This is a genomic window from Oceanisphaera profunda (assembly GCF_002157895.1).
Taxonomy (GTDB): domain Bacteria; phylum Pseudomonadota; class Gammaproteobacteria; order Enterobacterales; family Aeromonadaceae; genus Oceanimonas; species Oceanimonas profunda.
Genome location: NZ_CP021377.1, coordinates 2,089,807 through 2,113,319, shown reverse-complemented (window position 1 = coordinate 2,113,319; position 23,513 = coordinate 2,089,807). Strand labels below are relative to the sequence as shown.

General features: G+C 48.2%; 21 protein-coding genes. 13 read left to right on the top strand and 8 right to left on the bottom strand.

The annotated features are described in order from the left end of the window. Nucleotides 1-96: 96 nt before the first annotated feature. The 12 genes from CBP31_RS09225 to CBP31_RS09170 all read left to right on the top strand — a co-directional run bounded on the left by CBP31_RS09225 (nt 97) and on the right by CBP31_RS09170 (nt 13,265). Complete coding sequence (locus tag CBP31_RS09225) at nt 97-642, top strand: hemerythrin domain-containing protein (protein WP_087036602.1); 546 nt, start codon at nt 97-99, stop codon at nt 640-642. Then, nucleotides 635-2,911, top strand: coding sequence for a nitric-oxide reductase large subunit (locus CBP31_RS09220; protein ID WP_087036599.1), 2,277 nt, complete (start codon nt 635-637; stop codon nt 2,909-2,911). The genes CBP31_RS09225 and CBP31_RS09220 overlap by 8 nt, the downstream gene beginning before the upstream one ends. Before the next feature lie 219 nt (nt 2,912-3,130). After that, entirely contained in the window at nt 3,131-3,505 is a 375-nt protein-coding gene (locus CBP31_RS09215) for a thiol-disulfide oxidoreductase DCC family protein (protein WP_087036596.1), read from the top strand. Between the two features lies 1 nt (nt 3,506). Beyond that, on the top strand, nt 3,507-4,493 hold the full coding sequence (locus CBP31_RS09210; RefSeq protein ID WP_087036593.1) for an NAD(P)/FAD-dependent oxidoreductase: 987 nt from the start codon (nt 3,507-3,509) through the stop codon (nt 4,491-4,493). A 145-nt stretch (nt 4,494-4,638) separates the two neighbouring features. Continuing rightward, complete coding sequence (locus tag CBP31_RS09205) at nt 4,639-4,926, top strand: hypothetical protein (RefSeq protein WP_087036590.1); 288 nt, start codon at nt 4,639-4,641, stop codon at nt 4,924-4,926. Between the two features lies 1 nt (nt 4,927). Next, nucleotides 4,928-5,872: a putative metalloprotease CJM1_0395 family protein gene (locus tag CBP31_RS09200; protein WP_087036588.1), complete on the top strand. Its 945-nt coding sequence runs from the start codon at nt 4,928-4,930 to the stop codon at nt 5,870-5,872. Nucleotides 5,873-6,109: 237 nt separating this feature from the next. Then, a complete protein-coding gene (locus CBP31_RS09195; protein ID WP_174664630.1) occupies nt 6,110-7,261 on the top strand; it encodes an efflux RND transporter periplasmic adaptor subunit in 1,152 nt (383 codons plus the stop codon). Continuing rightward, nucleotides 7,258-9,186: a MacB family efflux pump subunit gene (locus CBP31_RS09190; RefSeq protein ID WP_087036582.1), complete on the top strand. Its 1,929-nt coding sequence runs from the start codon at nt 7,258-7,260 to the stop codon at nt 9,184-9,186. The genes CBP31_RS09195 and CBP31_RS09190 overlap by 4 nt, the downstream gene beginning before the upstream one ends. A 50-nt stretch (nt 9,187-9,236) precedes the next feature. Then, entirely contained in the window at nt 9,237-10,643 is a 1,407-nt protein-coding gene (locus CBP31_RS09185) for an efflux transporter outer membrane subunit (RefSeq protein WP_087036580.1), read from the top strand. Nucleotides 10,644-10,937: 294 nt separating this feature from the next. Beyond that, nucleotides 10,938-11,426: a M48 family metallopeptidase gene (locus CBP31_RS09180; protein WP_087036577.1), complete on the top strand. Its 489-nt coding sequence runs from the start codon at nt 10,938-10,940 to the stop codon at nt 11,424-11,426. 163 nt (nt 11,427-11,589) lie between these two features. Next, a complete protein-coding gene (locus CBP31_RS09175; RefSeq protein WP_087036575.1) occupies nt 11,590-12,204 on the top strand; it encodes a c-type cytochrome in 615 nt (204 codons plus the stop codon). Continuing rightward, complete coding sequence (locus CBP31_RS09170; RefSeq protein ID WP_087036572.1) at nt 12,204-13,265, top strand: c-type cytochrome; 1,062 nt, start codon at nt 12,204-12,206, stop codon at nt 13,263-13,265. Before CBP31_RS09175 ends, CBP31_RS09170 begins: the two co-directional genes overlap by 1 nt. 77 nt (nt 13,266-13,342) lie before the next feature. Here the strand turns inward: CBP31_RS09170 and CBP31_RS09165 are convergent, their stop codons facing one another. The 8 genes from CBP31_RS09165 to CBP31_RS09130 form a co-directional block, all read right to left on the bottom strand. After that, a complete protein-coding gene (locus tag CBP31_RS09165) occupies nt 13,343-14,371 on the bottom strand; it encodes a hypothetical protein (protein ID WP_087036568.1) in 1,029 nt (342 codons plus the stop codon). Nucleotides 14,372-14,373: 2 nt separating this feature from the next. After that, complete coding sequence (locus CBP31_RS09160) at nt 14,374-15,627, bottom strand: VpsR-related response regulator (protein ID WP_087036565.1); 1,254 nt, start codon at nt 15,625-15,627, stop codon at nt 14,374-14,376. An 856-nt stretch (nt 15,628-16,483) separates the two neighbouring features. Continuing rightward, nucleotides 16,484-16,942 carry a hypothetical protein gene (locus CBP31_RS09155; RefSeq protein WP_087036562.1) on the bottom strand — a complete coding sequence of 153 codons (459 nt, stop codon included), beginning with the start codon at nt 16,940-16,942 and terminating at the stop codon, nt 16,484-16,486. A gap of 24 nt (nt 16,943-16,966) precedes the next feature. Then, nucleotides 16,967-17,641: a C39 family peptidase gene (locus CBP31_RS09150; RefSeq protein ID WP_087036560.1), complete on the bottom strand. Its 675-nt coding sequence runs from the start codon at nt 17,639-17,641 to the stop codon at nt 16,967-16,969. Nucleotide 17,642: 1 nt separating this feature from the next. Further along, nucleotides 17,643-17,966, bottom strand: a complete 324-nt coding sequence (locus CBP31_RS09145; protein ID WP_087036557.1) for a hypothetical protein — start codon at nt 17,964-17,966, stop codon at nt 17,643-17,645. Between the two features lie 54 nt (nt 17,967-18,020). Beyond that, complete coding sequence (locus CBP31_RS09140) at nt 18,021-19,139, bottom strand: hypothetical protein (protein WP_087036554.1); 1,119 nt, start codon at nt 19,137-19,139, stop codon at nt 18,021-18,023. A gap of 454 nt (nt 19,140-19,593) precedes the next feature. After that, nucleotides 19,594-20,886 (bottom strand): mechanosensitive ion channel family protein, encoded by a 1,293-nt coding sequence (locus tag CBP31_RS09135; protein ID WP_087036551.1) that lies wholly within the window; start codon nt 20,884-20,886, stop codon nt 19,594-19,596. An 80-nt stretch (nt 20,887-20,966) separates the two neighbouring features. Further along, entirely contained in the window at nt 20,967-21,641 is a 675-nt protein-coding gene (locus CBP31_RS09130) for a glutathione S-transferase (RefSeq protein ID WP_087036549.1), read from the bottom strand. Nucleotides 21,642-22,006: 365 nt separating this feature from the next. Between CBP31_RS09130 and CBP31_RS09125 the strand changes: the two genes are divergently transcribed. Beyond that, nucleotides 22,007-23,467, top strand: coding sequence for a DUF3360 family protein (locus tag CBP31_RS09125; RefSeq protein ID WP_087036547.1), 1,461 nt, complete (start codon nt 22,007-22,009; stop codon nt 23,465-23,467). Nucleotides 23,468-23,513: the final 46 nt, after the last annotated feature.

The following is a 23,513-nucleotide window of genomic DNA, read 5'->3' as shown; positions in this document are numbered from 1 at the left end:
TATTAAAGCACTGATAATAAAAGACTTAAAAGTTGGCACTCTGCTTGCTATATAAATGACACATTCGCATTTTATCGTGACCAAAAGGAATTAAAGATGCAGCCAGCTCACCCACAGTTAAATAAGACGACTTGGAGCGCAGACGGGCAAGATTGGCTCGCTGCAGGACCGCTAATTGACCACCTTTTGGTGCGATACCATGCGGTGCACCGAGAACAACTAACGGAATTAAACCGCTTAGCTCGCCTCATAGAAGGCGTACACGCCGACCACCCCCAATGCCCTCATGGCTTGGCCGAGCACATTAATGTGCTCCACCAAGAGCTAGAGAGCCATATGCAAAAGGAAGAGCAAATTTTATTTCCGCTACTGAAACGGGGTTTAAGCGCCCAAACGACTGGGCCGATTGCCGTGATGCGCCGCGAGCACGACGACCACAGTGTCGCGCTTTCTCAATTGCAGTCGCTAACTCATAACCTGACTCCACCAGTCGGCGCTTGTGGCAGTTGGCAGGCACTGTATGCCCAGCTCAACACCTTCATCAACGACCTTAATCAGCACATTTACTTAGAGAATAATATTTTGTTTGCACCAGATTTTCTTGCTTTTATTGACGCACCCAAGGAGGTGAACCATGGCTAACTATCGCCGCCTATGGACGATATTAATCATCGTTCTTACTGTTAGCTTTGCCGTACTCGGTTATTTTGGCCGAGAAGTGTACCGTACCGCCCCGCCTATTCCTGGCCAAGTGATCACCGAGAGTGGCACCTTATTAACCACCAAAGATGGCATTTTAGACGGTCAAACCGCCTGGCAATCGGTGGGTGGTATGCAGTTGGGCTCTATTTACGGCCACGGTGCTTACCAAGCGCCAGACTGGACTGCCGATTGGTTACATCGTGAATTGGTTGCTTGGTTAGACATCGCCAGTGTCGATGAATACGGCCAACACTTCGCGGACTTAACTGATGATCAGCAAGCCGTGCTGAACAGTCGCCTGAAAAAAGAGTACCGCACCAATACCTACAACATAGACACTGATGTATTAGTGGTATCGGATTTGCGTGCAGCCGCCATGGCCGAGACCGCCGCCTATTACCACAGCTTGTTTGGTGACGATCCTGAATATCAAAGCTCACGCCAAAGCTTTGCCATGAAAGAAAACACCTTGCCGAGCGCCGAACGCCGCACCGACATGACTAATTTCTTCTTCTGGACCGCCTGGACTGCCGGCACTGAGCGCACCCCAGGTGCCGCTACTTACACCAATAACTGGCCACCGGAGCCCTTAATTGATAACAAACCCACCGCCGAAAACGTGGTGTGGTCGTTAATCAGTATCGTGCTCTTAGTGGCCGGTGTGGGCGGTTTTATCTGGGCTTGGGCCTTCTTGCGTAACGAAGACGAGAAAGCGCCTGCAGCACCGATTCAAGATCCGTTAACCACCTTTAAACTGACGCCATCGCAAAAATCCTTGGGCAAATACCTATTCTTGGTAGTGGCCTTGTTTACCTTTCAGATCATGATGGGTGGCGCCACCGCGCACTACACCGTAGAAGGTCAGCATTTTTACGGCTTTGAGCTGTCTAAATGGTTCCCTTATAGCTTGTTGCGTACTTGGCACTTACAAAGCGCCTTGTTCTGGATTGCCACCGGTTTCTTAGCGGCGGGCTTGTTCCTTGCCCCTATTATCAATGGCGGCAAAGATCCTAAGTTCCAAAAACTCGGTGTTGATATCCTGTTCTGGGCATTGATTGCCGTAGTCGTTGGCAGCTTCGCCGGTAACTACTTAGCTATCGCGCAAATCATGCCGCCAAACTTAAACTTCTGGCTGGGTCATCAAGGTTACGAATACGTAGACTTAGGCCGCGCTTGGCAGATTGGTAAGTTTATTGGCTTAGTACTCTGGTTAGTGTTGATGTTACGCGGCATGGTGCCGGCACTGCGCCAGCCCGGCGAAAAGCACATGCTGATCTTGTTAACCGCCTCGGTAATCGCCATTGGTCTATTTTATGGTGCCGGTTTCTTCTACGGCGAACGTACCCATATTTCGGTGATGGAATACTGGCGCTGGTGGATAGTGCACCTGTGGGTAGAAGGCTTCTTTGAAGTGTTCGCCGCCGTAGCCTTAGCCTTTATCTTCTACAACATGGGCTTGATCTCTAAGCGTATGGCCACCGTTGCCAGCTTGGCGTCTGCCTCTTTGTTCTTAATTGGTGGCGTACCCGGTACTTTCCACCACATGTACTTCTCCGGTACTACTACGCCGGTGATGGCGGTGGGTGCCACCTTTAGTGCACTGGAAGTCGTGCCCTTGGTAGTGATGGGCTACGAAGCTTGGGAAAACTGGAGCTTAAGAAAGAGCGCGCCTTGGATGGAAAAAGTGAAGTGGCCGTTAATGTTCTTCGTCGCGGTCGCCTTCTGGAACATGTTAGGTGCTGGCGTGTTGGGCTTTATGATTAACCCACCGATTGCGCTTTATTATATCCAAGGTTTAAACACTACGGCTGCTCACGCCCACGCCGCTCTGTTTGGTGTATATGGCTTCTTGGCATTGGGTTTCACACTGATGGTGCTGCGCTATATTCGCCCCAACTTGGTGTTTAACGAGACGCTGATGAAAACTGCCTTCTGGTGGTTAAACGCAGGCTTAATACTGATGCTATTCACCAGCTTGTTACCGGTGGGCTTTATCCAGTTTGTGGCCAGCGCCAGCGAAGGCTTGTGGTACGCCCGCAGCGAAAGTTTTATGCAACAAGGCTTGCTGCAAACCTTGCGTTGGGTGCGTACCTTCGGTGATATCGTGTTTATCGTCGGTGCTTTAGCTGTGACTTGGCAGGTAGTGATTGGTTTATGGCCGAGCCGTAAAACACTCAGCCAAAATGCTCCCGAGTGGGCAGCAAAATAACGCTCAGCACTCTTTAATCAATCTCTAATCAATCTCGCTTAATGATAAGACCGCTACGGCGGTCTTTTTTATTACTTGCTTACTGACTTCTGCCGCGACGCTTTATGCTTAATATCGCTAAATAAACCTCCTAATGACGAAAGATATTAAGCACTGCCAAGGTCAAAGCTAACAGTCATCTTATTAATTCGAGCTCCCACCGAGCCGAGAGAGAAAAGCATGCTCAGCGTATTTTATGACGGTCGTTGTGGTTTATGTGACAGAGAGATTGCCTTCTATCGCCGCCACGCGAATACAAATTCAGTGCTGTGGTTCGATATTTGGCAACAAGAAGAGCAGCTACTCGCGGCGGGCTTAACTCAGGCTCAGTGTCTGCAAAAGCTGCATCTATTAGATGAACATTGCCAACTGCACACAGGAGTAGATGCCATGGTGTTGTTATGGCAAACCGTGCCTAAATTGCGCGGCTTGGCGAAATTAGCCCGTTTTGCGCCATTTCGCAGTTTATTAGCTTTAGGGTATAAGCTGTTTTTAGTTTGGTATAAACGCCAACCTCACGTACAAGCCTGCTTGCTGGCAGATAACAAGGAATAATATGAAACCCAATATTGCCATTATCGGCGCCGGTTTAGCCGGGTTAACCTTGGCGCGCGAGCTAAGCGCCGATGCCCACATTACCTTGTATGAAAAAGCACGGGGCCTCGGTGGTCGCATGTCGACTCGCCGCAATGATACTCATCAATGGGATCACGGTGCGCAGTTTTTTACCGCTCGTAGCAAAGCTTTTCAAACCCTGCTCGCGCCTTTAATCAGTAGCGGCACAGTAGTGGAATGGCAACCGAACATTACCACTTTAAGCCCCGACCAAGCGCCGTATAAACGCCCTTGGTTTGAACCTCATTATGTGGCTGCACCCGGCATGAATAGCCTGCTAAAAGCGCTAGGCCAAGATTTAGATATCCATTTAAGCACTCGCGTTGAGCAAGTGGTGGCGCATAACGGTGGCTGGCAGCTGTTTGATGACAACGGCCAGTTATTGGGTGAGTTTGATTGGGTAGTTAGCTCGGCACCATTACCACAAACTCAAGAGCTACTGCCTGCGCGCTTGTTAGGTGATACTTTGGCCCGCTATCAAATGCTGCCCTGTTATGCGCTGTTACTGACCATCAATGACGCCGACCTGCCGCACTTTGATGCGGCCAAAGTAAATAATTCACCACTTCGCTGGATTAGCTTTAACCACCGACTACCGGGCCGTAATATCAATGCAGGCACTGTGGTCGCCCACAGCAGTGATGAGTGGGCGGCCGCGCATTTAGAAGATGACCAAGAAACGGTTAAGCAGCTGTTAATTGAACATTTTTGTGCGCTCACGAGGGTGAACCCTGCAGCTATTACCAGTACACAACTGCACCGCTGGCGGTATGCCTTAAGTGCTGACGTGCCTGATCCGGATTGCGAGTTTGTGTTAAACGCTCCTGCAAAATTAGCCGCCTGTGGCGATTGGTGTTTAGGCGGGCGCGTAGAAGCGGCCTTTACCAGTGCCCAACAACTGGCCAAGGCGTTAAGAACCGAACTATAAATGCTTATAACAGAGCACCTATTATCTGGGTGCCCTGCTTTAATGCTATTGCACAGTTGTGACTCAACAAGGAGAGAATGGCTTCCAATTGTGTCCATTATGGTCAATAATCAGTCATTACTTCGGTATTTATTAAGAGGCGCGTATGAATATTCAATCGCCATTTTCGAGCGGTATCCAAGGTTTTCAGCGCGCGGCTGACAGCGTGACCGAGGCTTCTCTTAATATCAGCCGAGCGAACATTAATTCACTCACCAATGAATCTTCAACTCGCTCCGCGGTTAATCCGGATCAGTTTGTGGATGCCAGTAAAAAAACCGTCACCGACAGCCTTATTCAACTTAAAGCCGCCGAGCTACACGCAGGTGCTAATGTAAAAAGCATTAACACTGCAGATGAGATGCTCGGCACGCTTATTGATATTCGGGTGTAATATGCAGATACCTCATTCAAATCAAGAGCTGTTCCCCCCAGCCCTGCCACTGGCTGCTAGCCAGATCCAGCAAGACAATGCCCAGCGTCCGCTGATAGAGCCCGTTAACGAAACGGCTCAGTCTTCTACTCGACAGTCGGCAACGGATCACTTTACGTCATCCGAGCAGAAAGCAGCATCCGAGCTTTATAATCGCCAAGGTCAGACCGAGAGTGCGGAAAAAGTAACCGCGCCAAACGGTGACGAAGCTGAGGCTAAAACGGCGGAAGCTAAAGGCGGCGAAGCTACTGATGAAGCAGACCAAGCTTCTACCGCTAGCTCGCAGAAAAACGCGGCGGGCAAAGAGCTCACCATGGAACAGCAAGAAGAGCTGCTCCAACTTCAACAACGTGACCAAGAAGTTCGGGTACACGAGCAACAACACGCCAGCGTTGGCGGACAACATACAGGCACTCCCAGCTACGAATATGAAACAGGGCCCGATGGTAAACAGTATGTGGTTGAAGGCTCCGTCTCGGCTGACCTCTCGCCTATTGCTGGAGACCCTAACGCCACCATAGAAAAGATGCAGCAAGTGAAAGCGGCAGCTCTGGCACCAGCCGAACCTTCGAGTGCCGATAAAAATGCCGCATCCCGTGCCGATCAACTTATCGTTGAAGCCAGAGCCGAACTACAGCAAGAAAATGAGCCCAGTGCTGATGATAAGTCAATGACAGACAAAGCCACTGTTGATGCGCCGACTGCCTCAGCAACATCGGCACCATCAACCACTGACACCTCTGCCACGGCTGCTAAAACCACTAAATCACAAACCGACATTGCCACTGACACGCCAACTGCCAAAGATGCCAATGGCCAGATGGAGCAAAGAAATCAGGTGATTGCTGGCGTTTACGGCAAGGCGGCGCAAGCACAATCTCAGCAGCAGTTACTTAGTCTGGCCTAGCTTTTCTATTGGTTGTTTATAAAGTGAGCGCTCTTGAACCGGCGCTCATTTTTGCTTTTAGCTCTCTGTAATAATCTCCCTCCTCATTATTTACTCTTACCCACCTTTAAGTAACCTCTTGACACACTTGAGTGACAATTAGCTGTTTGAATAGCAGCTTCTACAATACTCAGCTGTGCGCGGCGCTGGCACCGCCCTGTTTGGTCATACTGCCTAATGTTGATTTGGGATCTAAAAATGAAAAAAATACTTATCTCAGGCTTGGTTTTAGCGCTCTTAGTGCTCGGCTTATACGCCTATTTTGGCAGCGATTGGTTAGGCAAACCTAAAGCGCCCCCCTTAACTGTAACCGTAGAAAAAGGCGATTTATTAGATCAAGTGACCGCTACCGGCACCTTGCAGCCCAGCGGTTACGTAGACGTGGGCGCTCAGGTATCGGGCCAGTTAAAAGTCATCGCCGTAGAAGTAGGTGATAAGGTTGAGCAAGACAGCTTGCTGGCCGAGATAGACCCCACCGTATACGTGGCCCAAGTGGACGCCAGCCGTGCCCAATTGCGCGCCCAAAAGGCACAGCTTAAAGACCGCGAAGCCCAGCTGACTTTGGCGCAACTACAGCATACTCGCCAGCATAATTTGTTGGCCGCCAACGCCACCGCCAAAGAAAGCGTGCAAAGTGCCGAGGCTGGGCTACGTTCGGCACAAGCACAGGTAGAAGCGCTCACCGCACAAATTGCGCAAACTGAGTCCAGCTTGCGCGCCGATGAAGCCAACCTCAGCTATGCCAAAGTAGTGGCGCCCATGGCCGGCACAGTGGTGCAAATCGATGCTCGCCAAGGCCAAACCTTAAACGCCAGTCAGCAGTCGCCGGTGCTAATGCGCATCGCCGATTTAGCGGTGATGACGGTGGCAGCCAAAGTGTCAGAGGCCGATGTAAGCAAACTAACCCCCGGCATGAAGGTATATTTCACTACCCTCGGCGACTCAAGAAAGCGCTGGTACAGCACACTGCGCAAGATTGAGCCCACCCCCGTTATCGAAAATAATGTGGTGCTCTATAACGCCTTGTTCGATATCGACAATCCCGATGGCGCCTTGATGTCACAAATGACCACCCAAGTATTCTTCGTGCTGACAGAAGCTAAAGATGCGTTATTAGTGCCCATGTCGGCACTGGCTTTTTCTGACCCATCTGATCGCACTAAGGCTCAAGTGACTGTGGTGAATGCCAAGGGCCAGCCAGAAATTCGCAACGTGCAGGTGGGCGTCAGTAATCGAATTCATGCGGCTATTACCGAAGGTCTCGCCATAGGTGAGCAAGTGCAGATCCAAGCTGCAAGCAGTAACAAAAATAACGCCCCCGCCAGAACGGGCGCAAGGATGCGCATATGAGAACGCCCTTAATCCAGCTAAAGGGCATCACCAAAGCCTATGGCAGCGGTGAGCTGATGACGACCGTGCTTAAAGGCGTAGATGTCACCATTAATCGCGGTGAGTTTGTGGCCATCATGGGCAGCTCAGGCTCCGGCAAGTCGACCTTAATGAATATTTTGGGCTGCTTGGATAAACCCACTAGCGGTGAGTACCGCCTGCTGGGCCGAGATGTGGCCAGCCTGAGTCGTGACCAACTCGCCGAGCTGCGCCGCGATACCTTCGGTTTCGTGTTTCAAAGCTATCATTTGCTGGCCGGCGTGAGTGCACGGGACAACGTGGCGGTACCGGCCGTGTATTCGGGCTTGTCTCGGGCTGAGCGCCAGCTTAAGGCCGAGCAATTACTTACCACCTTAGGCCTAGCCGAACGTTTAGAGAATAAACCCAATCAACTCTCCGGCGGTCAACAGCAGCGAGTATCGATTGCACGCGCCTTAATGAACGGCGGCGAGATTATCCTAGCGGATGAACCCACGGGTGCGCTCGATAGCCAAAGCGGCAAAGATGTAATGGTGCTACTCACCAACTTAGCGCGCTCTGGCCATACGGTGATTTTAATTACTCACGATCCCAAAGTCGCAGCCCTTGCGGACAGACGCATCGAGATCAGCGACGGTCTGATTGTGGCAGACCCCGGCCCTAGCGCTCAAGCTGCCGTGCCTGAGTTACCGGCTAAACCCCACGGTCACAGCTCGCTGGCGGCAGAATTATTTGAAGCGGTACGCACCGCACTCGGAGCGCTGAGCAGTAATCTGTTTCGCGCCGCCCTCACCCTGCTTGGCATAGTGATCGGCGTGGCCTCGGTTATTACTATGCTGGCAATCGGTAACGGCTCCCAGCAAGAAATAGTGCAAAGCATCAGCGCCATGGGCAGTAATTTATTATCGGTGCACCCCGGTGCGCCCAATCAGTTTGGCCGGCGCACCACCTCCACCTTAGTAGCCGCCGACATGGAGGCCATCAAAGAGCTGCCAAACGTCGATGCGGTCGTGCCAGAAATTGGTGGCACCGCAACCCTGCGTTACGGCAATCTGGATCACAGCCCAGAAATTAACGGCACCTCGGCGGATTTTCCCCGTGCTCGCCTGTGGCCGCTCACAGAAGGCACCTTCTTTAGTGAAGCTGATGAGCAAAGTTACGCCACCGTCGCCGTGATCGGTAAATCCGTCGCCGAGGTATTATTCCCCAATCAGGATCCGTTGGGGAAATATGTAATGGTAAACACCAACCTGTTTCAGGTGATCGGCGTGATGAGCGCCAAAGGCGCCTCGCCGTGGGGCCAAGACCAAGACGATGTGGTGTTTGTGCCTTACACCACAGGTGGCTTGAGGTTATTTGGCCAGCAGTTTTTACGCAGCATTACCGTCTCGGTGAGCGACGTTGCGCACATCAATGACACCGAGGCCGATATTAACCGACTGCTGGTGGCGCGCCACGGCGGGGAAGATTTTCAAATCCGCAACATGTCTTCCATCATAGATACCGTCTCAGCCACCACTCAGACATTTACCTGGCTGTTGGGATCCATTGCCGCTATTTCGCTATTGGTAGGCGGCATTGGTGTGATGAATATCATGTTGGTCAGCGTCAGCGAGCGAACCCGAGAAATCGGCATTCGCATGGCGACCGGCGCCCACACGCGGCATATTTTGCAGCAGTTTTTAATAGAAGCCTTAGTGGTCTCAGCCTTGGGCGGCGCCATCGGCGTGGCCTTGGGCTTGGCGGCTACCGCCATCTTAGGCGCCGTGGGTATTCCGGTTTATTTTTCACTCGCACCGGTATTGCTCGCCTTTGGCTGCGCCTTTGCTACCGGCTTAGTCTTTGGCTGGCTGCCGGCACGCAAAGCCGCGCAGCTAGATCCTGTGGTTGCGCTCTCTTCAGAATAAGCTTCGGAGTTACCATGCCTAATTTAAGGTCTCATTTAAGGTCTCGTTTAATGCCTCATTTATCACGTCATTCATCTTGGGCTTTATCACCGCTGTTTTGTGCGCTGCTGTTGGCTGGCTGTGCCAGCACTGACACCAGCGACCGTCCTGACATCGTCTACAAAATGGCCAGCCAGTGGAGCACATCCACGCCTACATCCAACCAAAACCAAGCACTGCATCAAGCTTGGTGGCTGGATTTTAATTCTCCTGTCTTAACTGATTTGATCACCACAGCCCTTAGCGCCAACCCAGATGTGCTGATTGCCGCCGAGCGAATTATGCAAGCCGAAGCACAAGTGCAAGGCGCCAACGCCTCCTTATTTCCGAGTTTAAATCTGGGTGCGGGTAGCGATAAAAGCTGGCAACAACATGGCTCGCAAGAGAGCAGCCGAGCCAATCTGGGCATCAGCTATGAGCTGGACTTATGGGGCAAGCTGAGCGCCCAGCGCCAAGCGGCGGCCGCCGGCTTGGCCATCAGCGAATATGACTTAGCCAGTGCCCAACTTATGCTGACCACAGGCGTGGCCAACGCTTGGGTACAGCTGCTAACGCTGGATGAACGAATTCGTATCAATGAAAAAAACTTGGCCACCGCCGAGAGTAACTTCGCCATCGTCGAGGCCAAATATAAGTATGGCGCCGCCACCTTAAGCGATTTTTACCGCCAACGCGGTGCCGTGGCCAGTCAGCAAGCCAGCTTACTGCCGCTGCGTGAACAACGCCGCCAAACCGAATCGGCACTGGCCATACTGCTGGGTCGTGCACCCCAAGATTATCATTTGGCATCACAGCCGCTGGCCGAGTTGGCGCTGCCACGCCTCGCGCCGGGCCTGCCCAGTGAATTGCTCACTCGCCGCCCTGATCTGGCCGCCGCCGAAGCGCAACTGCAAGCCGCTGATGCCAATGTCAGTGCCGCCCGCGCCGCCCTGCTACCCTCAGTACAACTCACCGGCAGTGGTGGTTTAGCCAGTCAGGCCTTATTGTCACTGGCCAACCCCGTTAATACCTTGGGGTTAGGTGCCAGCTTAAGCCAAATCCTGTTTGATGGCGGTCGACTGCGTAGTCAGGTTAAAATCAGCGAAGCGCGCCAACGAGAGTTAGTGCTCAATTATCAAAAAGCCATACTGCAGGCGCTAAAAGAAACCGAAGATGCCTTGGGCAACTTGGCGCTTAGCCAAGCACAAATCGCACAACAACAGCGTATCGTGGACGATGCCCAGCACACCTTAGATCTTACCGATATCCGCTATCGCGCCGGTGCCGACGAGCTCTTGTTATTACTGGATGCCCAGCGCACCCTGTTTAGCGCCGACGAGCAACTGGTTAACTTGCGGCAAAGTCAATTTAGCGCCACGCTCGATCTGATCAAGGCGCTCGGTGGCGGGTGGGAAAACGACGCACAGGGTGAGGAGTAAAGCGTGAAGCGGACGAGATAAAAATCAAGACTTAGACCTATTAGCAACGAAACCCACGGAAGAACTCGGAAAAATAGAGATAAAATCTAAAAGGAGCTTTTATGAGTAAAGGCTAAGCACAAGTGCATCTAGAGCGAGCTCTTACCCATCTAGGCTTTTCGGCTCTTGTCCCACGTAAACAAGATATTTATGGTAAGAGCTCGCCACCCGACGGCTTAGTGTTTGGCCCGTCCTCTTCACTCTTTACCCTTCACTCTTTACCATTCACTCTTCACCCCTTGCAGGTTTAATCCCGTGACCACCTTAAAATACATCGCTCATTATCCAGAGCAAATTCAAACTCAAGCGGGGCTATTGATAAGCCAAGGCCGCTTAGGCGCTTACCTGGAAAACAAGTATCCAGACTTACATCAAATACAAAGTGATAAAGCCTTGTATCAGTATGTGACCGAGCTAAAAAATCAATATATGCGCAAGTCCTCACCGCTGTCGCAAGTGAGTTATGACAGTAAATTGCAGATAGTTAAGCACGCGCTTGGCCTGCACACCTATCAATCCCGAGTGCAAGGCAACAAGCTAAAAGCCCATAATAGCATCAAGGTGGCGGCGCTATTTAAAAGCGCGCCCCCGGAGTTTTTGCGCATGATAGTGGTACACGAATTAGCCCACTTTCGTGAGAAAGAGCACAACAAGGCTTTCTATCAATTATGTTGCCACATGGAGCCTGATTATCATCAGTTCGAACTAGATACCCGCTTGTGGCTGCACTGGCGTGAGCAATAGCTATCTTAGGGTCTGTTGACCCTGGCCACATAAATGTTGCTGACTTGTGATCTAAGTGTATGTTGTTATTCAGATCTACTAAGGTTATGTGGGAAGTACGTATATCGCCCGTACCTTTACAATCCTAGAATACGCTCAGCAGCATAACGTTAGGATAACAATTATGAAAAAACTCGTATTCTTCGCCAGTGCCTTGGCAATATCGGCATTTTCGGCTCAAGCCGATATGCCTCCTCAAGCAGCCGCTTGTGTCGCTTGTCACCAAACGACGGGGTTAGGCATGCCCAATTTGGCGCCCTCGATTGCCGGTATGCCAGCGGCTTATTTAGCCACTCAGCTAAAGCATTTTCAAACCGATGAGCGCCAAAACGCCATTATGAAACCCATGGCCATGATGTTGGATGAGGCCGGCATTCAGGCCACCAGTGAATGGTTTGCCAGTTTAACGCTGCCACAGCCAACCCAGCCCGCATTTCGTGGTGAGAAAAATCCCCAAGAAATAACCGACTTAGGTGAAAAGCTGGCTTACTTAGGCGACTGGGAGCGAGACTTACCGAGCTGTGTAGCTTGCCATGGCCCGGAAGGCGTGGGAGTAGGTGACTCTTTCCCACATTTGGCAGGTCAGCATGCGGATTATATCGAAAGTCAGCTTAAAGCTTGGCAAGCAGGGACACGTGCCGGTGATGTAAACGGCATTATGGGCGTGATGGCCAAGAAGCTGACGGCGGAAGAAATCACTGCCGTCGCCCAATACTTTGCCAATGTGGAGGCTAAATAATGCTGAAACTCTCTTATTCGTCGCTATTGGTCAGCTTGGCCTTGATCAGCGCAGGCTCAGTTTCTGCTACAGAAGCCGATGCCAATAAACTGGCCGTGCAAGATCAGCTGCCCAATCAAACTGCAGAAACTTACCCTCGCCCCCCGGGCTGGGATAAGTTGCCCGAAGGTGAGTTTGGTGAAAAAGTATTACGTGGTTACAAAAACTTCGTGGATACCCAGAGCTTATCACCACAATATACCGGTAACGGCCTTAACTGCGTGAACTGCCACACCGATGCAGGGCGTAAAGAAAACTCTGCGCCACTGTGGGCCGCCTATATGAGTTACCCGGTGTTTCGCGCGAAGAACAACCGCATCAACTCTTTTGAAGAGCGGATGCAAGGCTGCTTTATGTTCTCCATGAACGGGGCCTCTCCTGACTATGGATCCGATGCCCTAATAGACTTATCTGCCTATGCCTATTGGTTGGCGCAAGGCACGCTTACCGGTGAAGACTTTGATCCTAAAGATATGGCAGTGCCGAGCGACGCAGAGCTGCTCAAAGGCGGCAAGCGTGAAGACTTCCCCTTTATGAAAGCATATTTAGATAAGGGTGGTAGCAAAGAGCCAGCACTAGTGGGCCGTGCCTATCCAACCACGCCTGAGCCAGAACAAGCCCCAGACATTGCGCGCGGCAAGGCCGTGTTTGAGCAAGAGTGCTCTGTGTGTCACGGTGAAAACGGCGAAGGTCAGCAGGTTAATAATCGCTATGTATTCCCTCCATTATGGGGCCCAGATACCTATAACTGGGGTGCGGGTATGCAGCGCGTCAACACCGCCGCCGATTTTATTAAGCACAATATGCCTCTAGGCCAACCTAATAAGCTGACCGACCAGCAAGCGTGGGACGTAGCCATGTATCTGGACACGCGCGACCGTCCACAAGACCCCCGCACTAAAGGTGATGTGGCCGAAACCCGTAAAGAATTTCACGGCAAAACCAGCTATTACGGTACCGAAGTAGAGGGTAAAATTTTAGGCAGCGAAAGCTTCCCTAATCATCCTAATAAGCCGCAATAGATTTCTGTAAAGAAAATTAATAAGGGCCGGTTATCCGGCCCTTACTTTATAGTTTCACTAGCTTTCTATTTTTTATATCAAAATCTGATAGGTATACCAAAATTCAATTGTACGTCTGGCGCATCTTCAGTTAAACCAGCCTGTAGACTCCAGTTAAGAGAGGTTCTTTCGTTAAGAGCCAACGAAAAGCCGGTGGTTAAGCTGTCGATTTGTAATACCTCACCAGATTTTCTACCATTAAGCGACGATTCAAGCACGGTTCTGTGATTGATGCCAAGACTAAAAGACAAGCGATCGTTAACGGCAAAACCCATACCCATGCCGAGAAAGAAACTGTCGCCTAAATCCACTTTATTAGTCCCAGGCAAACGGACGACGTCAAAGTCGCCGGCGCTCCCATCACCCGCGGTCTCCCCATCTCTTGTTATATCAAATCTGGCCGCATCTGTTTCCATGTTCCACGTATAACCACCAGTGACAAATATAACGGCGGGGTCGAGAGGGTAGATCATGGTCAAACTGGGCTCAAGTGACCAAGAACCAGAACCAGTGGCAGGGTCTTTAAAGATCCCATTCTCATCTAGCGCTTGCTCAAAGGGCGAGCGACCGGTATCAGATTTAACCCTTAGACCACCAATCCAATAAGGCGCCGATTCCAGATTAAATTGATACCGTACTGCCGCTTCTATATCACCCAAGCCACCGCCACTAGAGGTCAAGGTTTTGGTTTCATCGTTTTGTGATGCTACTCGCTTGGTAATAGAGTCATAACGATAAACCCAAGGTGCCCTTAACTCCAGCTCAATACGGTTGGTCAAGCCATAGCGCACCGCCAAAGCCCCCGTAAAAGTGGTGTAATCCGCATCTTCTGCTTCTATTATTCCGACAAGTAGTGCAGGCACTTGAGTAAAGCCAAGAATAGAAATACGATTAGCACTATTTTGTGAATAACTAAATGATGGCTCTAGCTCAAATTTACCTTGGGCCGTCATCACTCCCTGTGCCTTAAGCGCGTTGGCCACTGTATCCACAACCTGTCTATCTTGTGCCTGGGCCGTACTGACTGCGAAGAGCAGTAGACTTGCTGATATTATTGTTCTTTCCATGTTTATCTCCTGATTCCATATCTTGTTATCAACCGATACAACGAAGCCCTAGAAATACCAAGCAATTCGGCAGCCTGCCCTGGGCGCCCAGATACTAGATTTAGTGCTCTCTTAATCGCCAGCGCTTCAGCCTCTTCCCTTGCCTCTAGCAAACTCAGATTCGTGTATTCGTGTAGGGCTCGCTCATCTTCTAAGCCCATTAGCTCAGCGCTTAAATAATTATCTTCACAAGCAGATACTCCGAGCATTACTTTCTCAATCAGCTCAGTTACATTACCCAGCCAATCATACTTGAGAATGGCTTGTTCAGCATCATGAGAAAAACCGAGCAGCCTTTTTTTTTGCTCTCGACTTATTTTATAAAGATAATGTTTTGCTAAAACAAGCTTATCTTGACCTCTTTCTCGTAACGGCGGTAACACTAGCCAGTTTTTTTTCAGTAATATAAGAAATTCTGGAGAAAATAAACCCACCCCTTCTATTTCCTCAAAATCTACACCACAACAAAACACAAAATCACAATGACTCGCATTACAAGAGTCATTTGAAATTAAACTACATATGTGATTCTGCATATATTTCGACAACAACTCTACATTATTAATATAAAAACAATACGGGTCATTGACACTCTCTTTAAATATACCGCCTAACTTTGATACATAATCATCAAGTTCATTATCATGTGATTTTGTATTTAACTCTAAAAATCTAAAGCCTTTAATATTAGCCCAAGTTTTGGCAAGTAAACGCTTACCTGTTCCGGATTCACCATAAAGAGTGAGTCCTCCTCCTGAGTGACGATGAAGCTGCCGTAATATTTTTTTAAAACTATCGTGCCCCCCAATAACTTGGCCTCGATGAAACGGCAGATTCAAGTTGTTTTTAAGGCTTGTCATACCATAAGCGCGACCTATGGTAATAAATAATTTTTCTTCAGAGATAGGGATTGTGTGATAGTCATAGCAATGCGTTGCCACAAACAGCTGCCATTCTTTCCTAGCAAGTTGGCACTTTGATAACACAGCTACCCAAAATATACCCTTGTAACTATCCAGCCAACTTTCTAATTTAGGATCGGGTTGCTCTGCACCACTACAGTCAAGGATGCCCACGGATGCTGTCGAATGAGCAAGGTACTGCCCGGCGGCTTCCAAGCACTTATACCTTATCAAGGTCCAGTTAGCATGAAGATTGCCCAGCACTCTCAAGCCGCTCGAGCACTGAAGAACAAGAATCTCCCTTTCTAAGAGCATCTTATACCACCACTTTTATCATCCAATGATGTATACCACTATAGAACAGAACAGGGCAACACCAAGAAAATGGCAATAAAAATCATGATAATTTCTCAAAATTAAGGCATTACAACCTTCATATCCTTCATCTGAGCCGCATACATCTACATGCGAGAGCTGAGTAGCAAGAGATGACCATACTATTAGCTGTTATCGCACCAATTTAGAAAACGATCTCTCCCCCAGTATAATACTGGTACCCTGCTTGCTCTGAGGTTAGATCACATTTAGTTTATCTAGTTAATACGGTCTACCTGCTTATGCAACAAATCCCTGACGACAGTCGAACAAAATATGTAATTATGGGGAATGACAACATTAATATTGGCTAACCTAAAAGAGAGCATTAACCAACTTCCACGTTCTCATCATCGAGGTCAAAGACCAGAGCATCGTACAGTGCGATTATCATGAATCTGTATTTTAGCGCATGTTACGCTTTGCGTTCGATGTTCATAACCGTGATTAATTTCTATTTAATTATATAAAAAAAGAAGTTAACACTAAGGTAGTGAATAACACGTAGGATATTCATTTCTACAAGGAATTACATGAGGGAAAGACCGTGCTATAACGGCTTTTAAATATGTGAGCACTGAAAGGAGGGGAAATAAATTAACAAAGAAATTATCGTTCTAAAACTAACCTACTCGACTTAAATATTGAACAAACATCAACTAAGCCATTATTATAATCAGATAAAAAAACACATAAGGCTCAGCATATATAACCTATTAGCCTTCAGCTAAAATACAAAGCCTGAGAGTAGTTAGCGCTATCATTATTAAAAACAGCTGATCATTATATTTATACATCAATATCCTGACTGCCTTATTGCCTCTCTGACTCTAGTTGATGCCCTTTGGCTCTGTCGGTAAGTATCCATATTTATCGGTGTAACTACATCTATATGCAAAACAACGTCAGCCCTTACACCATTTGTAGCATTATCGACTATAAACCCTAACTGCCCCCTACCGTTCAATGTTGTAATATTTAAACCTTTAACTCCTGCCACATCATTTATTACTGCAGGATTGACACTATTTCTATCCAAGTTAAACATATTGCTGAACAACACTTTTTGGCCATTAACCAGCGCCTCCATTCTCAATCCTATCGAATAATTAATACCAGGCAAAGAGAATCCTCCTCGCTGCCGTTCCAATATGCTTTCCGATAAGGCTGGCGTATTTTCAAAAAAATTGTCATAACTTTTCGAAAAGGCTATCGCAGGAATAATCAGCACCGAAAACACTAGCCATTTCATCATTATTACCCCTTTATATTCCTATATTCAGTAATCGTATTCAGAAGGCAGCATCAGGTCCGTCAGATGAGGGAGCCTTTGCATCAATGCCATTCTAGATGGCGCACTAGGCGCAGAATGTTCCCAATCATTTTGTTTATTAAAACCAGCTTTTGCGATCTCAGTATTATCTCTGATAAAGAAAAATATACCATTACTACTTTTATCAAACAATTCATCATTCATGACATGCAATCCTATGGAAGGATCACCTACCAGAACTTTATCATCTTTCGCACCTTTAACTACTACAAAATGATTATATCCATTGTAGTTAACCAGCGCTATCGACGGCATCTCCAGCTTAGCTGCATCGCTTATGCTTAACTGATAACCATCAGCATTAAGACCCCTTCTAGCCAAGAAGTCTTTCATATCCAGCATGGAAAACCCTTTTTCTTCTATTTTAACTTTATCACCAAACTTGAACATCTCCTCAAAAATAGTTGCCTCAGTAAATGGCATATTATAATGATGACTAAGTAATGAAGCTAAGGCAGCAGAGCCACAACTAAAGTCATACTTTTGCTTCACCACCTCACCAAACTTTATTTCCACGAAACTTTTTACAGGCACTCTAAAGTTTCCACCTCCAACGCCTGGCAAACTTACTGCAAAACTAAGTGCAGGAAAAAAAAACAATAAAAATATAAGTTTTTTCATATTACCTTACCGTTGTTATATTGACAGATGTACTCATATTAGTAATGTTATTATTTCCCGATGACAAATTAAGCATAATAATACCGTTAGAACCTGACAAAGCACCTGCTGCTATATGATTAGCCCCTGTAATTACAACAGAATTAATCATATTATTTCCAGCTGCTAACCCTCCTTGCTTTATAATATTATCTTGATCGGTAAGATTAAACATACCTCGACTTTCATCCATAAGTGCATGATCGGCAACAGGTAGCATATCCAACTCTTGTCCAGCTAAGGTGGACGCACTCAGAAAAACAGATAACAAGATCACCCTTTTCATATCTCCTCCTGGAAATAAGCCGGCCCAAGGGCCGGCATTAAGAGTTAAGTTAAGTTAGAACTGAACGCTGGCGTTGACGTTGACACTCTGTTGACCAAAAGAACCATGGCCAGAAACACCTTGGTTCATACTGATACCGTGCGTAGCTCCTCCATTACCTACTACGTTATTACCGGACTGAATCATGGATACAGCAGAAATACTGTTATTTGAGGTTGCAGCTGAGTTCTGTTCAAGGTCCTGAGCTGGAGTCAAGGTAGCAAAAGCTTGTGCAGCACCATCACCCTGCCCAAAGCCTTCCGCTGCGTTATCAACATCATCGTTATAACCACCTGCTGAGGCCGTACCACCACCTAAGCCCAAACCTAAACCTAAACCAGCCGATGTCACATCACCGTATTGACCAAGGCCTGCGCCGTTATCGCTATTAGCATCTGAATAACCAAATGCAGCTGCGCCAGAGTGCGCGCCCATGGCAATACCAGTTTGATTTGTGACGTTACTCTGAATATTTAGGTTAGTTTTGGTTTCAGTATGCGCCCAGCTCCAATCTGCAGAGCTATATGAGTTTCTTGAAAAAGCCTCATTAGTCTCACTGTTGTAGCTGTCCTCAATACTATTATCTGAGTTATCATTGTCGCTATCAGCCACACGATTATCAGAGTTATCGTTACCACTGTCATTTACAGAGTTATCGTTATCGCTATCTGTCATCGAGTTATCGTTATCGCTATCTGTCATCGAGTTATCGTTTAAGCTGTCAGATACTGCTACATCTACGCCTGTACTGTTATCAGAATTATTCGAGTTATCTGAGCTATTAGAGTTATCTGAATTGTTAGTATTATCAGTGTTATCGTTCAAGCTATCTGACACTGCTACATCAACACCGTTATCAGAGTTGTTAGAGTTGTCTGAGCTATTAGAATTATCAGAACTGTTAGAGTTGTCTGAGTTATTAGTGTTATCAGTGTTATCGTTCAAACTATCCGACACTGCCACATCCAAACCTAAGCTGTTATCAGAATTATCAGTGTTTTGGCTATTGTCGTTAAGGCTATCTTGAAGCTTAAAGCTATCATTGACGCTATTATCATCGCTAGCTACAGCACCAAATGAAGCACCAACAGCTAAGGCAACCATAACCGCTAAAGTTTTCTTTTGCATAGACATATAAAGTCCCTCTTCATCTATAGATGTTTATTTATTTTTCCGCCGATACCTCTTCCGATACCTTAGGCAGTTGTTAGGGTCTCGTCTGTGTAACCCTGACTTGAATAATAGCCCAATCAAAAATAGCCGATGTAGTAGATATGATTTTATTTATATCGTTTAGAAATATATAAAACTAACGATTCAGCAGTAATATTTTATATTTCTTATTTTTAAGACAATTACGGCTACAAAACGCTGACAGAAAACAATAGGTATTCATAGGAAGCTTTATGGCAACCTAGTAAGCTCTGATCTGTACCTATTTAACGACTTGTACTTTAGATGCACTAGGTCCGAAGCAGCATTATTCAGAGCCGTTAAGCCAGCCGTTGAAACACTGCCATAAAAAATGCCAGTCAGCTGAACTGACTGGCATTGCCCACAAGGCCTTTTTATTGCGCTATTTAACGGTTTAGCTCTTCACGGCTATTACTGGCTGAGCTTGATGGCCGGTGGCTAAAGACCGCATGTCGTAACCGGTGGGGGCTTGGTGCGCGCGCAAGCCAAACTCGGGCAAGACGGCAAAGATATGATCGAAAATATCCCCTTGAATCGCCTCGTAGTCCACCCATTTAGTGATGTTGGTAAAAGCATAAATCTCCATCGGGATACCATTAGGCGTCTGCTCAAGCTGGCGTACCATAATGGTCATGCCTTGATGAATAAAAGGGTGCTGCTTTAGTAAGGTGGTTAAATAGGCGCGAAAGGTGCCGATATTGGTTAAGCGTCGGCCGTTAACTAAAGATGATAAATCCAGCTGTTGTTCTTGGTTGTACTGAGTCACTTCTTTGACTTTTTCATCCAAATACGGCGCCAATAGCTGACCGCGGCGTAAGCGCTCCAAATCTGTTTCATGCAAGAAGTGCACACTGCTGCTGTCGATCAGTAGGCTCCTCTTCACGCGGCGACCGCCTGAATCACTCATGCCGCGCCAGTTCTTAAAGGAGTCTGAGATCAGGGCATAAGTAGGAATAGTGGTAATAGTGTTATCCCAATTCTGCACTTTCACTGTGGTGAGCCCGATATCAATCACGGCACCATCGGCGCCATATTTGGGCATCTCTAACCAATCTCCCACGGTCAGCATGTTATTGGCGGACAATTGAATGCCCGCTACTAGGCCCAAAATTGGGTCTTTAAACACCAACATCAGCACCGCTGTCATGGCACCCAAGCCACTGAGCAAGATCAGCGGGGACTTACCAATCAAGGTCGAGATAATCAGTAAGCTGATAAAAATGCTGGTCACCAGCTTTAAACTTTGAAAAATTCCCCGTAACGGAAAGTTACGCAACGTCGGTTTGTGCTGAAAGATATCAAGCAAGGCATCAAGCAAGGAAAACAGCGACAACATGCCATACAGCAAGATCCAAATGTGAGCCACCGTCTGAATAATGGGTAATAAGTCGGAACTCGCTTCTAACCACAAACCCGCTTGAATATAAATTATGATGCCTTGCAGCATTAAAGCGCAGCGGCTAAATAATTTATGTTCAAAAAACGCCTTACGCCAAATGCGGCGCTCCCCCTTGGACTGACCGCCCACCCAGGTGATCACCACGCGGTGTAACACAAAGTGAATAACTGCCGAGATCAATACAATCAACAACAGTGCAGTTGCCGTATATACCAAGTCTGAATACTGCGGAATATATTTATCTAGTACTGGCATCACCAGTTCTTCTAGATCGCTAACTTCGTCCATTACGATTCCTATAATTAATGATGATTTAAAGGCCAATCACTTAGCTCTTCACTATTTACTCTTCACTTTTAACCAATTCTTTATGTTTTAGGCCCATAACGATAATCTCCGCCTTTGGCTAAAGCGCGTCGATACGCAGGTCTCGCTTGCAGTTGCTCCACATAAGTTTTGATACGTGGATAACGGTCTGCCCACGCTGTGCGATACATGGCCGCTTCTAGCGGGAAACTCATTTGAATATCTGCCGCGCCAAAGCTTTCTCCTACTAACCATTCATTACAAGATAAATGGTCGGCTACAAAATTAAGCTGAGTGTGTATTTGTTGATGCAAAAATGCCTTATCAACTCCCGCTACTATTTTGTTAATAAGGGGCCGCACAAAAAAGGGCATAGGCGCGTCTTTTATCTTGTCAAAAACCAGTCGCATCACCAAGGGCGGCATTAAGGAGCCTTCCGCGTAGTGCAACCAATACACATAGTCCCACCAAGCTGTACTGTGCTTATCTGGCAGTAATTGAGACCCGTAACCTTGAGCCAAGTAATCAATAATGGCGCCGGACTCCGCCAATTTTAGCTCGCCATCAATCAGCACCGGTGCTTTACCCAATGGGTGCACTTTCTTTAAGCCCTCGGGCGCTAGCCCTGTATCCGCATCTCTTTGGTGAGCTGTTATTTCATAGTTCAGCTCTAATTCTTCTAGCATCCAGATGATGCGCTGTGAGCGAGAATGGTTGAGGTGGTGTAGCTGTATCATGAGTCTGCTCCCGAGGCTGCGATAAGGTAAAGCTCGTGCATAGTCAAAACCATACCATAAATAGCTTGGGCACAGCGGTACGCTTTACGCCATACGCTGGCCGTTAAGGATAAAATGAACGTAAACTTACGGCGTACAGCGTGAGGTGTGAAGAGCTAGGACTAAATTATTCTGCTTCGCAGAACCAACAGCTAAAGCGTCGGACTACAAAAAACGGAATGTGTCTTGAGCGTAAGACGTATGGCGTTCTCGCCAAATGTTTCATAAAGGTTAAGACTTATGTCGAATAGAACAACTTGATAACAGTCTCTAGTATCCAATGATGTAAGGACACCACTGAGCTGGTCATCATCAAGGAGACGCCCGTGTCAGACAAAGACCCCTTAAGCTATAACGCGCAGCATAAACCCAGCCGCGATTTTGAGACTCGAGCCGCCTATCTGGAAAACGAACTCTTGATCATGCAGCCCAAGCGGTGGCGACTAAATTTACCCTTTAGAGATTATCGTTTCGAGCTGGAAGACCTAGTGCCCGCTCTGGCGGCAACCATCGGCAAAATCGTAATGGTGGCGGCAGTAGTGGCGGCCTTTGCTGGCCCCTTAGGGCTATCGAATGCCTTTGTGGTGGAAAACGTCCGCTTTGAGATGTTGATTGCCGCCGTATTATTCGTCATTTTATTTTCAGGCCTGATTAATCCCAGAGCCAATCTCGCGGGCACCCATGGCCCCATGATCCCCCTGATCCCGCTAATCGTCGCCTCCGGCGGCCACCCGCTCGCACTGGGATTACTAGTTGGCTTTTTTGGTTTATTGCTCAGTATCAGTAAAGGCGGCAGTAAACTAATGGCCCTCACCAGTGATGGGGTGCGCGGGGGCTTACTGATTTACTTAGGTGCCATCGGTCTACTCAGCCAAATTAAGGCGCTCAATACCTGGGCCGCAAGCTTTGACATGGCCTATATCGCCTTCGCGGTCATTTTAACCACCATTGTCATGTACGCCTTGCTGGCTAGATTAGAAATGCGCTGGCTGTCTATTCCACTCGGCTCTGGCATCGCCTTCGTGATTGCCCTCGCCTTGGGCGCGCCCTTTGAATTTGTCACCGAACCAGGCATGCCTCATTTAAGCCCCGCTTATTGGTGGGGAGAAACCACAGGTTGGCAGATGGGCTGGCCTAAGCTGCATCACTTCGTGAGCTCGGCACCGTTTGCCGTATTGGCGGTGGCCATGTGGTCACCGGACTTTATGGGGCACCGCGTATTCCAAGAGCTTAACTATCCGAAAAAAGCCACCAAGGTGCTGATGAACGTGGATGACACCATGGGCATAGCCGCAGTGCGTCAAGCAGTAGGTAGCGTACTCGGCGGCGGTAACTTAGCCTCCTCTTGGGGTACTTATATGATACCGGCGGCGATTGCCAAGCGTCCGATCCCAGCCGGTGCCGTATTAACCGGTGTAATGTGTATCGTGGCCGCCATTTGGGGTTATCCCATGGACTTAGCAGTGTGGGATCCGGTACTCAGGGTAGCGTTAATCGTAGGCGTGTTTATGCCCTTGCTGGAAGCAGGCATGCAGATGACCCGTAACACCACCAGTAGTCAGTCGGCCGGTATCGTAGTGTTTGCTTCTGCGTTCGTGAATCCGGTATTTGGCTGGTCGCTGACCATGCTACTCGATAACTTAGGCTTAATCGGTGACAAAGAGCGCGGCAAAACACTGCGCCGTACCGACCGCTGGGTGATCCCTGGTATCACCTTTATTATTCTGCTCGCCATCATGGCCACCGTTGGCATGCTGCCCGGCATCCCCGGCCTTATCACCCACTAAATAAGCGGACTAAATTGAAGCTAAAAAAATACCGAACCTGCTCGCG

Excerpts from the sequence above, each read along its gene's own strand:
- CBP31_RS09225 (WP_087036602.1), top strand. The coding sequence starts at position 97 with ATGCAGCCAGCTCACCCACAGTTAAATAAGACGACTTGGAGCGCAGAC.
- CBP31_RS09220 (WP_087036599.1), top strand. The coding sequence starts at position 635 with ATGGCTAACTATCGCCGCCTATGGACGATATTAATCATCGTTCTTACT.
- CBP31_RS09215 (WP_087036596.1), top strand. The coding sequence starts at position 3,131 with ATGCTCAGCGTATTTTATGACGGTCGTTGTGGTTTATGTGACAGAGAG.
- CBP31_RS09210 (WP_087036593.1), top strand. The coding sequence starts at position 3,507 with ATGAAACCCAATATTGCCATTATCGGCGCCGGTTTAGCCGGGTTAACC.
- CBP31_RS09205 (WP_087036590.1), top strand. The coding sequence starts at position 4,639 with ATGAATATTCAATCGCCATTTTCGAGCGGTATCCAAGGTTTTCAGCGC.
- CBP31_RS09200 (WP_087036588.1), top strand. The coding sequence starts at position 4,928 with ATGCAGATACCTCATTCAAATCAAGAGCTGTTCCCCCCAGCCCTGCCA.
- CBP31_RS09195 (WP_174664630.1), top strand. The coding sequence starts at position 6,110 with ATGAAAAAAATACTTATCTCAGGCTTGGTTTTAGCGCTCTTAGTGCTC.
- CBP31_RS09190 (WP_087036582.1), top strand. The coding sequence starts at position 7,258 with ATGAGAACGCCCTTAATCCAGCTAAAGGGCATCACCAAAGCCTATGGC.
- CBP31_RS09185 (WP_087036580.1), top strand. The coding sequence starts at position 9,237 with ATGCCTCATTTATCACGTCATTCATCTTGGGCTTTATCACCGCTGTTT.
- CBP31_RS09175 (WP_087036575.1), top strand. The coding sequence starts at position 11,590 with ATGAAAAAACTCGTATTCTTCGCCAGTGCCTTGGCAATATCGGCATTT.
- CBP31_RS09170 (WP_087036572.1), top strand. The coding sequence starts at position 12,204 with ATGCTGAAACTCTCTTATTCGTCGCTATTGGTCAGCTTGGCCTTGATC.
- CBP31_RS09165 (WP_087036568.1), bottom strand. The coding sequence starts at position 14,371 with ATGGAAAGAACAATAATATCAGCAAGTCTACTGCTCTTCGCAGTCAGT.
- CBP31_RS09160 (WP_087036565.1), bottom strand. The coding sequence starts at position 15,627 with ATGCTCTTAGAAAGGGAGATTCTTGTTCTTCAGTGCTCGAGCGGCTTG.
- CBP31_RS09155 (WP_087036562.1), bottom strand. The coding sequence starts at position 16,942 with ATGATGAAATGGCTAGTGTTTTCGGTGCTGATTATTCCTGCGATAGCC.
- CBP31_RS09150 (WP_087036560.1), bottom strand. The coding sequence starts at position 17,641 with ATGAAAAAACTTATATTTTTATTGTTTTTTTTTCCTGCACTTAGTTTT.
- CBP31_RS09145 (WP_087036557.1), bottom strand. The coding sequence starts at position 17,966 with ATGAAAAGGGTGATCTTGTTATCTGTTTTTCTGAGTGCGTCCACCTTA.
- CBP31_RS09140 (WP_087036554.1), bottom strand. The coding sequence starts at position 19,139 with ATGTCTATGCAAAAGAAAACTTTAGCGGTTATGGTTGCCTTAGCTGTT.
- CBP31_RS09135 (WP_087036551.1), bottom strand. The coding sequence starts at position 20,886 with ATGGACGAAGTTAGCGATCTAGAAGAACTGGTGATGCCAGTACTAGAT.
- CBP31_RS09130 (WP_087036549.1), bottom strand. The coding sequence starts at position 21,641 with ATGATACAGCTACACCACCTCAACCATTCTCGCTCACAGCGCATCATC.